Origin of the sequence: Methylobacterium sp. WSM2598 (assembly GCF_000379105.1) — a bacterium.
Taxonomy (GTDB): Bacteria; Pseudomonadota; Alphaproteobacteria; order Rhizobiales; family Beijerinckiaceae; genus Methylobacterium.
Genome location: NZ_KB900609.1, coordinates 877,186 through 890,746, shown reverse-complemented (window position 1 = coordinate 890,746; position 13,561 = coordinate 877,186). Strand labels below are relative to the sequence as shown.

At 66.5% G+C, this 13,561-nt stretch carries 13 protein-coding genes; 7 read left to right on the top strand and 6 right to left on the bottom strand.

The annotated features are described in order from the left end of the window. Nucleotides 1-58 precede the first annotated feature (58 nt). The 4 genes from madL to MET2598_RS0104290 all read left to right on the top strand — a co-directional run bounded on the left by madL (nt 59) and on the right by MET2598_RS0104290 (nt 3,424). Nucleotides 59-505, top strand: coding sequence for a malonate transporter subunit MadL (gene madL / locus MET2598_RS0104305; RefSeq protein WP_018259985.1), 447 nt, complete (start codon nt 59-61; stop codon nt 503-505). Between the two features lie 5 nt (nt 506-510). Beyond that, nucleotides 511-1,275 carry a malonate transporter subunit MadM gene (madM, locus tag MET2598_RS0104300; RefSeq protein WP_018259984.1) on the top strand — a complete coding sequence of 255 codons (765 nt, stop codon included), beginning with the start codon at nt 511-513 and terminating at the stop codon, nt 1,273-1,275. Nucleotides 1,276-1,331: 56 nt separating this feature from the next. Then, on the top strand, nt 1,332-2,000 hold the full coding sequence (locus tag MET2598_RS0104295) for a GntR family transcriptional regulator (protein WP_018259983.1): 669 nt from the start codon (nt 1,332-1,334) through the stop codon (nt 1,998-2,000). Nucleotides 2,001-2,335: 335 nt separating this feature from the next. Further along, nucleotides 2,336-3,424, top strand: a complete 1,089-nt coding sequence (locus tag MET2598_RS0104290; protein WP_018259982.1) for a mandelate racemase/muconate lactonizing enzyme family protein — start codon at nt 2,336-2,338, stop codon at nt 3,422-3,424. Between the two features lie 259 nt (nt 3,425-3,683). Here the strand turns inward: MET2598_RS0104290 and MET2598_RS38585 are convergent, their stop codons facing one another. Further along, entirely contained in the window at nt 3,684-3,968 is a 285-nt protein-coding gene (locus MET2598_RS38585; protein WP_236728664.1) for a DUF3761 domain-containing protein, read from the bottom strand. A gap of 142 nt (nt 3,969-4,110) precedes the next feature. After that, a complete protein-coding gene (locus MET2598_RS0104285; protein WP_330218337.1) occupies nt 4,111-4,764 on the bottom strand; it encodes a caspase family protein in 654 nt (217 codons plus the stop codon). A gap of 717 nt (nt 4,765-5,481) precedes the next feature. Here MET2598_RS0104285 and MET2598_RS35925 point away from each other — a divergent pair. Beyond that, nucleotides 5,482-6,609 (top strand): tyrosine-type recombinase/integrase, encoded by a 1,128-nt coding sequence (locus tag MET2598_RS35925; RefSeq protein ID WP_236728663.1) that lies wholly within the window; start codon nt 5,482-5,484, stop codon nt 6,607-6,609. A 508-nt stretch (nt 6,610-7,117) separates the two neighbouring features. On the opposite strand, the gene MET2598_RS0104270 is transcribed toward MET2598_RS35925, so the two are convergent. Then, complete coding sequence (locus MET2598_RS0104270; protein WP_012333582.1) at nt 7,118-7,447, bottom strand: hypothetical protein; 330 nt, start codon at nt 7,445-7,447, stop codon at nt 7,118-7,120. Between the two features lie 328 nt (nt 7,448-7,775). Here MET2598_RS0104270 and MET2598_RS0104265 point away from each other — a divergent pair, with 328 nt between their 5' ends. Further along, nucleotides 7,776-8,030, top strand: coding sequence for a hypothetical protein (locus tag MET2598_RS0104265; RefSeq protein WP_018259979.1), 255 nt, complete (start codon nt 7,776-7,778; stop codon nt 8,028-8,030). 699 nt (nt 8,031-8,729) lie between these two features. On the opposite strand, the gene MET2598_RS40715 is transcribed toward MET2598_RS0104265, so the two are convergent. Beyond that, complete coding sequence (locus MET2598_RS40715) at nt 8,730-9,518, bottom strand: hypothetical protein (protein ID WP_157182084.1); 789 nt, start codon at nt 9,516-9,518, stop codon at nt 8,730-8,732. 285 nt (nt 9,519-9,803) lie between these two features. Next, complete coding sequence (locus tag MET2598_RS0104260) at nt 9,804-10,787, bottom strand: ABC transporter permease (RefSeq protein WP_236728662.1); 984 nt, start codon at nt 10,785-10,787, stop codon at nt 9,804-9,806. A gap of 116 nt (nt 10,788-10,903) precedes the next feature. Here MET2598_RS0104260 and MET2598_RS0104255 point away from each other — a divergent pair, with 116 nt between their 5' ends. Then, nucleotides 10,904-12,436, top strand: coding sequence for an acyl-CoA carboxylase subunit beta (locus tag MET2598_RS0104255; protein ID WP_018259978.1), 1,533 nt, complete (start codon nt 10,904-10,906; stop codon nt 12,434-12,436). A 202-nt stretch (nt 12,437-12,638) separates the two neighbouring features. On the opposite strand, the gene MET2598_RS0104250 is transcribed toward MET2598_RS0104255, so the two are convergent. Further along, nucleotides 12,639-13,559, bottom strand: coding sequence for a metallophosphoesterase (locus MET2598_RS0104250; protein ID WP_018259977.1), 921 nt, complete (start codon nt 13,557-13,559; stop codon nt 12,639-12,641). Nucleotides 13,560-13,561: the final 2 nt, after the last annotated feature.

Below are 13,561 nucleotides of genomic sequence, written 5' to 3'. Positions count from 1 at the left end.
CAAGGCCCGAGCCGGGCCGCCGATCCGTGCTGGCCGGCACGCGCCGGGAGGGCGACCGATGACGATCCTCGGCGTCGCGCTCCTCGCGCTCTGCACCCTGATCGGGGTGTTCCTGGGCGACCTGCTCGGGGTTCTGCTTCAGGTGAAGGCGAATGTCGGCGGCGTCGGCATCGCCATGATGCTGCTGATCGCCGCTCGGGTCTGGCTGGTGCGTCACGGCCGGCTCAGCCACGCGACCCAACTCGGGGTCGAGTTCTGGGCGACCATGTACATCCCCATCGTGGTCGCCATGGCCGCGCAGCAGAACGTCGTGGCGGCCGTGAGCGGCGGCCCGATCGTGGTCATCGCGGCGGTCGGCAGCGTGATGCTGTGCTTCGCCGCGACGGCGTTGCTCGGTCGGCTCGGCGGCCGGTCGGCGAAGATCAGCGCCGAGGTCGAGCACGGCGGTGCGGTGATCGCGGGCGACACCGACGAGGCGCCCTATTCCACGACGGCCCGGAGGTGACCCCCATGCTGCACATGCTGGAACACGTCTTCGTCGAGCAGAGCCTGGTCGCCGCCTTCGCGGTAGTCGGTGGGCTGATGTTGATCTCGAACTTCGTCGGCAAGCGCCTGACGCGCGGGCGCATCCACGGCTCGGCCATCGCCATCGTGCTCGGCCTCGTGCTCGCCTATGTCGGCGGGCTCGTCACGGGGGGTAAGCGGGGTCTCGCCGACATCCCGGCCCTGGCCGGGATCGGCCTGATGGGCGGCGCGATGTTGCGCGACTTCGCCATCGTCGCGACCGCCTTCGAGGTGGACGTCATCGAGGCCCGCCGCGCCGGCCTCCTCGGCGTGATTGCGCTCGCCCTCGGCACGGTGCTGCCCTTCATCGTTGGGACGCTGACGGCGGCGGCCTTCGGTTATCACGACGCGGTCTCGATCACGACGATCGGGGCGGGCGCCATTACCTACATCGTCGGACCGGTGACGGGCGCGGCACTCGGCGCGGATTCCACCGTGATGGCGCTCTCCATCGCCACGGGCGTCACCAAGGCCGTAATGGTGATGGTGGGCACGCCACTGGTCGCCCGGCTGATCGGCCTCGACAACCCGCGCTCGGCGATGGCCTATGGCGGCCTGATGGGCACGGTGAGCGGCGTCGCGGGTGGCCTTGCCGCCACCGATCCCAAGCTCGTCCCCTACGGGGCGTTGACGGCGACGTTCCACACCGGCATCGGCTGCCTTGTGGGTCCATCGCTGTTCTTCCTGATTGTGCGAGCGATCGTGGGATGACCCGGCCGGAGCCCGGACCCGAGGATGTGTCCGGCGGGAAGCAAGAGGATGACGGCATGGACGTCAGTGTCGAAGGGCGGGGTCTCCTCTCCGATCAGATCCGCAACGCCTTGACGGACGAGATCGCCTCCGGCGCGCTGCCGGCGGGCATCGCCCTCGACGAGCAGGATCTAGCCGACCGCTTCGGCGCCTCGCGCACGCCCGTGCGCGAGGCTCTGCGGCAGCTCGCCTCCAGCGGCCTCGTCGAGGTGCGGCCGCGGCGCGGAGTGGTCGTCACGCGCATGACCCCTGAGCGGATCATGGAGATGTTCGAGACCACGGCGGAGTTCGAGGCGCTGTGCGTGCGGCTGGCCACCTACCGGATGACGCCGCTTGAACTAAGCGCTCTGATGGACCTGCACGAGCAATCGGCCGCGGCGGTGGCCGCGCAAGACTACGACGCCTACGACGCCCAGAACCGCACCTTCCATGAGGCGCTTTACCGGGCGACCCACAATGGCTTCATGGCCGAGCAGGCGCTGGCGATCCGGGGGCGCCTCTCGGCCTTCCGTCGCACGCAGTTGCGCCACGGCGAGCGCATCCGGCGCTCGCGCGCGGAGCACGGCGAGATCCTGCAGGCGATCGCGGAGGGCGACGGGGAGGCTGCGGCGCGGCGGATGCGTGCGCACATGCTCAATGCCGCGAGCGCGCTCGGCCGCTACGTGGCGGAGCACGCGAGCGAGTGAGTGGGCATCTCGGCCTGCGAGCCTTCAAGTGATCACCGTACGAGCGCCTCGTGGGTGTGAGCATTGACCCTGCCGGCCGGTCGGGTCGCCAGTGCGATCGCACGATGAAGGTCAGCTACCAAGTGACGAGCGGCCGCTCCGGCGGCCCGGTTCGAAGGTCAGGAAATGGCGCATTCCTGCCCTTCCGGGGCGTCTCCGCGAAGGGCATAGAACCACCCGCAGCGAGCCTCGCGTACGGGTCATAAGCGTCAGACCTGTTCCATCAGCCGTGCGCCTCGCTGCCTCGCCGCGCCTCCGCTATCACGGTCCCACGAATGACACCGCGGGAGGACGCCATGCACACGATCATCGCCGTCGAGCCCGGCTTCTACCGCATCCCGCTGCCGCAGGTGCTGACCGACTCGACGCACGGCGCCATGCGCGCTTTCGAACTCGTCACCGTGCGGGTGCGCGACCGCGACGGTGCGGAGGGTGTCGGCTACACCTACACGGTCGGGCGCAACGGTGCGGCTGTCCACGCGGTGCTCGCCCGCGAGATCCCGGAGATTGTGGCAGGCGAGGACGCGGACCGCATCGAGGCGCTCTGGCACAAACTGTGGTGGGCCTTGCACTACGGTGGGCGCGGCGGGCCGACCGTGCTCGCGCTCTCCGCCTTCGACATGGCACTTTGGGACCTCAAGGCGCGCCGCGCGGGCGCACCGCTCTGGTCGCTGCTCGGTGGCTTTGACCCGGATGTCCCGGTCTACGCGGGCGGTATCGACCTCGACCTGCCCCTCGACGCGCTGCTGCGCCAGACCGACGACAACCTCGCCAAGGGCTTTCGCGCCATCAAGATGAAGGTCGGGCGCCCACGTCTGCACGAGGACATCGAGCGCGTGGCCGCAATGCGCGCGCACCTCGGAGCGGGCTTCCCGCTGATGGCGGACGCCAACATGAAGTGGGGCGTGGACGAGGCAATCCGGGCGGCGCGCGCCTTCGCGCCTCACGATCTGACCTGGCTGGAGGAGCCGACCATCCCCGACGATCCGGCGGGTCACGCCCGCATCGTGCGCGAGGGCGGGCTGCCGGTGGCGGCGGGCGAGAACCTCCGTTCGCTCTGGGAGTTCAAGGCGTACATCGCGGCGGGCGCTGTGACCTACCCGGAGCCCGACGTGACGAACTGCGGAGGCGTCACGGCCTTCATGAAGATCGCGCGGCTGGCGGAAGCCTTCAACCTGCCGGTGACGAGCCACGGGGCGCACGACGTGACGGTGCACCTGCTCGCCGCCTGTCCGAACCGCTCGTACCTGGAGGCGCACGGCTTCGGCCTGGAGCGCTACATCGCCGAGCCGCTCGCCATCGCGGAGGGCAAGGCGCGTGCGCCTGACCGGCCCGGCCACGGCATTGTCTTCGACTGGGACGGGCTAGAGCAACTGAAGGCTTAAACAGGCAGAAGATGGTCGCCGCCCTGCGAGGGCCGAAATCGCCTGCATTGAGCACTGGAGAGCTTCACACCAATTCGAAGGCGATCGCATCAGGAACTATTACTTTTCCGCGCGTACGCGTGCGCTGAAAAGAAATTCTTTGTGCAGCTGATCTGCCATAAATATTTTCGATATTCTTATGGAAGCCGCCGCATTCACAATCTGTCCCAGAGTGGACGGAACTAGGCGCTCTCGCGCCTAGTTCCAGCACCGGCCGAGATCACTCCCAACTCGCGACGCCATGATGCCCCGAGCACGTTCCAGCGCGGTGCCGGCTGAAGCTCCACGTGCCGTCTCGGCAGTGGGCTGTCGCTCCCTCGGGCTTGCTGCCGTCCCGTGTGTGCGCCGGCTGGTGCACCGACCGGCCATCTCGGTTGATATACCGGCCGTGCCGGTCGAGCGTGTTCTCGTTCGGCTCTCGGAACTCGCGGGCAGCGGCGCCGGAGGCTAGAAGTGTGATGAGGGTGCCCGACGCGATAAGCGATCTAACTAGGACCCGCTGCATCGGCTTCCCCATCCTTGGGGAGAAGTTTGCTCAGATTTGAGCAATTGCAAAGTACGCTGCGGCGATCATCAACACCTTTGCCGGGACGTCCATTGCCTCTCATCAGCCTGCCAGTTTGGGTGAACCCCGCCCGTCACGCCAGTCAGGGCGCCTTGAAGTAGAAGTCTTCGTTCGGCAGCGAGCCGTACACGAACGGCTCCTGCCTGCGGTCCGTCTCAGCAAGGACATCGTCGCGGACTGCCCGGAACACTCGATTGATCTCAAGCCCAGGCTTCACAAGGTTGCGGGTAAGTGCGGCCACGAAGGGACTGTTGTTCTGCCCGAGAGCTCCGTCCAGAGCGACTTGGCCAGCTTTCGTGGCATATACGACCAGTGTACCGCCCGTTTCTGGTTCCACACGCGCCAGTCCGCGGCCGATAGAGCGTGATGTCATGGTGCGGGCCATCTCTGGGATGAACGGATTGTTTCGGCATGCGTCGAGGATGATGATCCGCAGCTTGCGCGCGCCCTCCACGCTACTGAGCACCTGATCCAGAGTGACGGCCTCGAACTGAACGTCCCGGTCCGTCTTGAGCTGCGCATCCACGGGCAGGAGGTAGTTGGTCCCACCCACCTCGATGCCATGCCCGGCGTAGTAGACCATAGCCCAGTCGGCTTGCCCTGTAGATGGGCGTCCGAAGTGGCCCCACCCTCGTCTGCTGTTTAAAAATTTGATCAGAAAGGCATTTCCGTCACTGGGGTGGGCACCTTTTGGACGCCGATCGGCGCCGAAGCGGTGCCTACTTCTACGAGCCAAAGACAAAGCTTTTCAAATGCTTAGGCGCAAGTGATCCGCGGGTCCGCTTTGGACGCCGATTCACAGACAGGCGCGGAGGACGTCAGTGGAGTGTGCCACCACCTGGCACGTAGATCAGTGACATCGGAGCCGGCCCGCGACTTCCGAAAAAACATCTACCTTTTCCGTCATGGTGAAGCGCCGCCACGCCTGACATGGTCTGTCCACCCGCAGCCAATTGGGTGCAGACATGTCCAGGAAATCCATTGAGGATTGGTGACGCGTTTACGGCCTGCGCCTGTCGAAATTCTACAACCGCAAAAAGATCAGTGCGACTCGGACAGGCTAGCCCCGCGACAGAGTTCGGCGTTGCCCGATTCTAGGGCGGGATGATCCATCGACCGGGCCACTACATGGACCTACTCGATTGGGCGCACCAGGGGATCTCCCCGGTGATTGCCCGGAACTCTCGCCGGGGACAAAGGCCGCTGCGCTGTCGTGCCAATTGATTGATCCCGCCCCGAGGCTACACGGAGAGGAGGAGTGAATGCCCGCGCGCATACCGAGCCGGGATGAAATCGCAGACGATACCCCGCTGTTGCTCGACGTTGCGGCCGCGGTTGCCTTCCCGGATGGGGCGGTATCTGGTTTGGTGCTTCGCCGGGCAGCTGGCCGCGACGAACTGCAAATCGAGCGTCTCGGCGGCCGGATCTATACGACGCTGGCCTGGATCAGGGAGTGGCGCGCGAGATGTCGGCAGAAGCCAAGGGCCCTCGACTGTGGCTCAAGCCTGGCAACCGCGGATCGGACGGCAAGCGCCGACCCGGCACCTGGACCATCAAGGACGACAACGGAGTCCGTGTCAGCACGGGCATCCGCGGAAGCCGCGCTGGCCGACCTCCGCCAGAGGCTCAAGAGGCCCTCGCCCAATATCTCCTCCGGCGCCGGCATGTCTCGCGCGAGCGCAACCGTTACGCCGATGAGGTCGCCCTCGCGGACGTGATTCGCCTGTATGCCGAGGAGCGAGCGCCGAAGCAGGCGAGGCCGGTCGAGGTCATTAGGCGGTGCGAGACCCTGATGGCGTGGTGGGGCGACCGGAAGCTGTCCGAGGTCACGGGCCGAACCTGCCGGGCTTACGTCGACCACCGCAACGCCCCTGTCGCTAGGCGCGAGCTCGAGGATCTCCGCGCAGCCATCCGCTACCATCATGCCGAGGGCTACTGCCGCGAGGTGGTGAGCGTCGTGCTCCCTGAACGCGGCCCCGCACGCGATCGGTGGCTCACCCGGTCCGAGGCCGCACGCCTGATCTGGGCCGCGTGGCGCTATCGCGAGGTGCAGAAGGGCTCGCCCACCGGGCGGCGCTCGCGTCAGCATGTCGCACGCTTCGTACTGGTGGCGCTCTACACCGGCACGCGGGCGAGCGCGGTGTGCGGCGCCTCACTCGGGCCCATCCAGGGCGGCGGGTGGATAGACCTCGATCTCGGCGTCTTCTACCGGCGCGCCTCGGGCGAGCGCGAGACGAAGAAGCGCCGCCCGCCTGTGCGCCTCCCCAATCGGCTTCTCGCGCACATGCGCCGCTGGCGCGGGAACGGTCAGACCTACGCAGTCGAGTGGCTGGGCAAGCCGGTCGGGACGGGGGTGGAGAAGGCGTTCCGCGGAGCCTGCAAGGATGCCGAGCTCGTCGACGTCACGCCGCACACGCTCCGGCACACGGCGGCCACGTGGCTGATGCAACGCGGGACCGACCTGTGGGAGGCGGCAGGCTATCTTGGCATGACGGTCGAGACGCTGGAGCGGACCTACGGCCACCACCACGCCGACCATCAGAAGCAGGCCGCGGCGAACATCGTGAGGAAGGCCCGATGAGCGGTGTGGACCGAATGGTGGACCGAATGAAAGTAGAAACCGGTCCGAATGCGGTCCTCAGAGTGAGGGAAAAGCCTTATGAATCAGTGATACATGCATGGCGCACCACGTTCGGGACGTGGGGGTCGCAGGTTCAAATCCTGCCACTCCGACCAAAATTCCCGAGACAGCTCAGCGGCTCACAGAAGTACCCGATCAATACCATCGAGATGGTGGACCGGATCAGCCCTTCCGGCCGAAGTTCGCGGCCGCCTGCTGCTGGTGGCTCGGATGGTGTCGCCGGAGACGCGCTCCAGGGTTTCGACCATCATGCGCCCGCACTGGGCCGCGCTCACCCGTTGCCACTTGGCGCCAAGTCGCGCGGCCATGTCGGCGCGGAGGTGCTGCGCAACGGTGCGTGCGGTCGTCCTCGGACCGAGAGCCCGCCGAGCAGGGGCGTTGCGACCGCGCGGCCCTGCCCGTCATGGCCGAGACGGAGCAGGGCGGGGGCACCATGCGCGCCGCGGCGTCAGAGGTGCGATGCGATCCCCGCGCGGGCCACGTCCCGCTCCGCGATCGGCGGTTCGCCCATCCATGCGGACCACTCGCGCGCCAGGAGCCATCGCTCCCTCACGGCAGCGACGGCTTGTCCCTTCGTCGGCGCGGTTCCTGACTTGTCGAAGCCGAGAACGGACGCGGGCTGTCGCAGGAGGATGCTCCAGGCCCACTGAGGGGTCCAGGATGGCATGCGGATGACCTTGCAGACCCGAGCGAACGTGTGACCATCGACCTCCGCGAAGAAGTCGGCCGCCTCCCCGGGCCGCGCAGGCCGCCAGATGAGCGGGTGATCGTCCATCATGTGACAGAGCCTCCCGGCTGATGCCTCACCTGTGACACTCGTGGGGACAACGCCCGTCCAGCCGATTTGATGCCGGAGCGAATGCCGAAGCCTGTCGCGGCGATCACGAACGCTGTCCGGGTGCGGGACTGCCACGTCCCGTCCTCGACACCGTCCTGATGCGTCAGCACTCGCGATGTCGGATTGCGCAGCGAGCGTGGGCGTGAATTGATGCGCAGCGCGCGAACCTTGACGGGTGCTCCTCGTTTCAGAACGTGTCCGCGTTCTGCGATCGTATTTCGTTCCGGGTTCTGCTAAATTGACGGCGGCTGATCACAGGGAGGTCAGCATGGCTCAGAGCCTCGCCCCCGAAGCGCCCGCACCGGCGTCAGGTGCCCCCCTGGCGAGCACGTCGCCGCCGGACGTGAGCAAGCTCTCCTCGGTCAAAGGTCTGCTGCTCATCTTGGCGGGGATCGTGGTGGGCGGCGCGGGCTACTCCTACTCTTACACCCACACCTCCCCGTTGGGGACGCTGGTCGGCATGCTCGGCATCGCGCTCTGCATCCTCGGCACCGCCAAGGCGGAAGGGCCGGTGCACCGATAGGGGCTTGGCGGTGGGCCGCGATGGGCCCGCGGCAGGTCTGATCCGGGATCCGGTTGATCGAAGCGGATCCCGGATCCCAAGCCCGCGCGGCGCGTGAGCGAAGCCCCAATCCGCCATCCCGAAGGAATCAAGCGGATCATGAGCCCGCGCGGCGCGTGAGCGAAGCCCCAATCCGCCATCCCGAAGGGATCAAGCGGATTGGGTATGATGCCGCGTTGCCGCCGGACCGGGGCCGGGAAGGGCGGGTCGGGGATCGGTTCAGGGTGGTCAGCGGGGCCTCAGGGGCCCCGCATCCTTCAGAGCAGATGGCGGGACGGACCCTCGTGCCTCATGCCTCGTTCCGGCGGTCTGGCCCGCGATGGGCACCCGGCACCCGACGAGAACGGACGGCGCCGCCATTCAACCGGCAGCGTCCTCGCCGCGTCGTCCTCGCGCGTTCCAAACAGCGCTTCAGCGGGACTCTGGCCAAGGGCGGGCGGGTGCCAAGGGCGGGCGGGTGACTGGGATGATGGGAGGACGTGCATCGGTAGGGGCGGCCTGCCGGCATCTCCTGGCGGGGACCCCGCGACGCCCGCTTCGTCATCCCACGCCGCCCGCCCGCCATTGGCCAGAGCGGCGCTGCGTGAATGAGCGTCTCCGAGGTGGGCCGGCCGCATGAACCGCTTCACTCCCGGCCCAACCGCCATCATCCACCGCGTCTCACACTTCCGAGTCAGCCGCAAGCATATTTTGAAAAGAGTGATAGCATAGTGCGCAGCTCATAGTCAAATCAAATATGCCGTCTGCAATAGCTAAATGCCCGCCAGATGAAAAATGCTGCTGATCATCGTGTAGAATAGTTTTATGATTAGGAATTGTATATCGAAAGATATTTTTGTTCAGGCGCTCTGAATTGTTTTGATTGAAGAAATCGATGTAATCACCCATCCGTGGAAATCTTTCAGAAAGCCCCGGTCCCGGAAGCGGCAGATCGACCACAACGACGATCATCAATGGGAATCTTTGTTGTAGCGCGTTGATGGTTTTCGTATATTTCTCCGATATGTCATCGATTTTGTCGAACGATGAGGTTTCTTCCTTATGGAGCCAGATCTGTGTGTATCCCCATAGACTGACGAAAATATCAGCGCCGAGCGTTGATAAGACGTCCTCTAGTCCACGGCCGATCCCCGACTCATAAGCAGGCCACTGCATTCCCCTAAGGCTTGTATTGGTCATGTATACTTTTTTGTTAAGATGCGATTCGTATCTTTGTGCTAATATGCAAGGAAATGTATTCTCAAACCGAGTTGCAAGATACGGATTGTGAATGCCGTATTCATCATATCGGACCGGCCGCGGAAGCGAGAGCGAGTCGCCCCTGACTACCAAATGAGCGTGGCTCTTTTGCTTCAGCACATTGATTGCGTCCGACGGATCGGCTCCGCTGAGAACGGCCTCGTTCGGATAGCCGTCCCGAAGGAGTTGATTGGCGTGACTCGTGTCCACGGATTTCGCTTCCGGTTCGGGTGCTGACGGACGTCATGGGGCCGAGGCGGTCGGCGTCAGATCCACGACGCGTAACACGGCTGCCGCCACTCAGTCCGGGGGGCGGGACAGGGCACTCGGTCAGGTGAGAGGCTGGCGAGGCGGATCCCCGAGCCCGGCGGGCGACGTCCGATACCCGGGCGGCCGCTCGCGATGCGGATCCCGGCGTCGCTCGGGCGGGCGCAGCCAGGCTCCGCCGCCCGGGCCGGCCGGTGCGGGATCCGCTCAGCTCAACCGGATCCCGTGTCAGATGTAGCGCGTGAAGAACCGCTCCCAGAGCAATCCGACAAAAGTGAGAAGTGCCGACACCAGCGCGACATACGTGAGTGAGGCGTCGGGCGTGTACTGAGGGTAATAGGCGGATCGAAACACCATGATGAGGTTCGTCATCGGGTTCCACAACATGACGTGATAAATTTCGGACGGCATGCCGTCCGGAAGAAAAAACACGCCACTCAGGGCGTAGAATAGAATAATGAAAAGGGCGAACCCTAGCTGGAAGGGCGGGAAGATATGGACGACGTTGCAAGAGACTATACCAAGACCAAATGCGAAAAAGATCGAGGTCAGGATCGACATAATGGCGAGAAACGCATTGTCGGGAATCGGATTGACGCCGGAGACGGCCAGAATGAACATGATGAGCGACACGCTCATGCACGCATTCAGAATCTCGACCAATCCGCGCGACAGGCAGACATCCAGGAATTTCACGTCGGGAAATGAGAGGAGCGGCTTGTTCATCAGAACTCCCTCCATCATCTTTCTGGAGAGATAGATGAAGATGATCATCGGCGTCATGCCGGTATGGATGAACAGGGCCGTGCTCTCGCCGATCGGCGCCGGGACCTTTCGGACCAGGAAGGTGACGACCAGCACGAAGAGGTGGGCGACCGGCCAGCCGACGATGATCACGTAGCCCCACATGGTGCGGCCGAATCGCGTGCGGATGTCGCGCAGGATCAGCGCGTGCAGCACCTGCAGCTGGATCTGGAGGGCCGATTGCTGGTGAAGCGGCGTTGCCCTGTCGGTCGCATGCGCCAAAGTCGTCGCTCCCGCGGTGAGGTTCCGGCGCCGCCCTCTGGACTCCCTTTGCGGCGTCCGCAAGGCTGGCGATGGCCCGGCCGCGCGGGCCGCGACCGGGCCCGGCCCCGAGGAGCCGGCCGCGAGGGGCCGGCGCGCCTCCTCCCTCGGCGGACGACGGCCCCTCGGCCAAGGTCTCTCGGCCAAGGTCTCTCGGCCATCCGGCCGGTTTTGCGGCGCTGCGGCCGCGTGCTAGAGCCGCATTTCCCCGATACCGCCAAGCCTTGCGGCTTTGGGCGCTCGACGAAAACAGGCGGCAGGCAATGAAGGACATCCTCGATCGGCTGGACCAGCGGCGCGCGCAGGCCCGGCTCGGCGGCGGCGAGAGCCGTGTGGCGGCCCAGCACAAGCGCGGCAAGCTCACGGCGCGGGAGCGCATCGAACTCCTCCTCGACACCGGCTCGTTCGAGGAATTCGACATGTTCGTCCAGCACCGCTCCATCGACTTCGGCATGGAGAGGCAGAAGATCCCGGGCGACGGCGTCGTCACCGGCTGGGGCACCATCAACGGCCGCACCGTCTTCGTCTTCTCCAAGGACTTCACGGTGTTCGGCGGCTCGCTCTCGGAGGCGCACGCCCAGAAGATCATCAAGGTCCAGGACATGGCCCTCAAGATGCGCGCCCCGATCATCGGCCTGTTCGATGCCGGCGGCGCCCGCATCCAGGAGGGCGTCGCCGCGCTCGGCGGCTACGGCGAGGTCTTCAAGCGCAACGTCCTCGCCTCGGGCGTGATCCCGCAGATTTCGGTGATCATGGGGCCGTGCGCCGGCGGCGACGTCTACTCGCCGGCCATGACCGACTTCATCTTCATGGTCCGCGACACCAGCTACATGTTCGTGACCGGCCCGGACGTGGTCAAGACCGTGACCAACGAGGTCGTCACCGCCGAGGAGCTCGGCGGCGCCAAGGTCCACACCGCCAAGTCCTCGATCGCGGACGGCGCCTACGAGAACGACGTCGAGGCGATCCTGCAGATCCGGCGCCTGATGGACTTCCTGCCGGCCAACAACCTCGAGGGCGCGCCGGAGATCGAGAGCTTCGACGACCCCTCCCGGCTCGACAAGAGCCTCGACACCCTGATCCCGGACAACCCCAACAAGCCCTACGACATGGGCGAGCTGATCCGCCGGGTGGTCGACGAGGGCGACTTCTTCGAGATCCAGGCGGCCTTCGCGCGCAACATCATCACGGGCTTCGGGCGGATCGAGGGGCGCACGGTCGGGCTGGTCGCCAACCAGCCGATGGTGCTGGCCGGCGTGCTCGACGCGGACGCCTCGCGCAAGGCGGCCCGCTTCGTGCGCTTCTGCGACGCGTTCGGCATCCCGATCGTCACCTTCGTGGACGTGCCGGGCTTCCTGCCCGGGACGGCGCAGGAATATGGCGGGCTCATCAAGCACGGCGCCAAGCTGCTCTTCGCCTACAGCCAGGCGACGGTGCCGCTCGTCACCGTCATCACCCGCAAGGCCTTCGGCGGCGCCTACGACGTCATGGCCTCCAAGCACATCGGCGGGGACGTGAACTACGCCTGGCCGAGCGCGCAGATCGCCGTGATGGGCGCCAAGGGCGCGGTCGAGATCATCTTCCGGCAGGACATGGGCGATCCCGACAAGATCGCGGCGCGCACGGCCGAGTACGAGGAGCGCTTCATGTCGCCGTTCGTGGCGGCGGAGCGGGGCTACATCGACGAGGTGATCATGCCTCACTCGACCCGCCGCCGGGTGGCGCGGGTCCTGGCCATGCTGCGTCCCAAGAGGGTGGAGCAGCCCTGGAAGAAGCACGACAACATCCCGCTCTGAGGGAGCGGGCGCCCCGGAGGGGCGCGGGCGGAGAACGGCACCGGCGGTCATGAGACAGGACCGCCGGTCTCATCCGACGTCCGGGTGATGGCTTCGCCATCTCCCATGTCGGCCATGCGGATGACGGCTTCGCTCAGGTGCCGCGCTCAGGCGCCGCGCAGGCGTGTGATCCGGGATCCGCTTCGATCGAGCGGATCCCGGATCAGACCTGGGCGCCGGCCGCGGCGCCGGTCAGCCGGACGAGCACGATCTCGGGCGGCACGCCGAGCCGCACCGGGATCCGGCTGAGGCCGAGCCCGCCCGAGACGACGAGGTGGCGGCCATTCTCGACCACGTGGCCGTAGACGTAGCGCTGGCCGAAGCGCGAGGCCGTGACCGGCGAGTGGCCGAGGAGGCGCACCTGCCCGCCGTGGGTGTGGCCGGCGAGGGTGAGGGCGACCCGACCGGGAACCTGCGGGAAGATGTCGGGCTCGTGCGCCATCAGGATCACCGGCGCGTCGTCCGTCACGGCGGCGAGGGTGCCGGGAATGTCGGCGAGGCCGTGCCAGAGCCCCTGCGGCACGAAGGGCTCCTGGTAGGCGAGTCCCGCGAGCCAGAAGGGCTGCCCGTCCTTCACGAGCCGCAGGGCCGCGTTCTCCAGGACCGTGATCCCCTGCGCCTCCAGCACCCGGCGCGCCTCGACCGGGCCGCGCCGCCGCGCCTGGGCGGCGGCATCGTCCCACCAATCGTGGTTGCCCAGGACCGCGTGCACGCCGAGCGGTGCCCGCAGGGACGCCAGCCGCTTGGCGAAATCCGCGAGCGCCACCCGCCGCAGGGCGACCGGCCGCGCGCCGGGGTAATCCCCGAGCAGGAGGACGAGGTCGGGAGCGAGGGCGTTCGTCGCCGCGACGATCTCCTCGACGCGCCCCAGCGACATCCAGGGCTCGCCGACGTGGAAATCGGCGAGCGCGGCGATGCGCAGCGACAGGGCCCGCGGCCAGTTCGCCGGGCGCGGCGCGTAGGGAGTGACCACGAGGCGCCAGGCGGGCTCGACCGCGCCGCCGTAGAGGCCCGCCCCGGCTCCGAGCGCCGCGAGACCGGCGGCGCCCGTCAGGACCTGTCGCCGGCTCGGCATGATCAGCATCG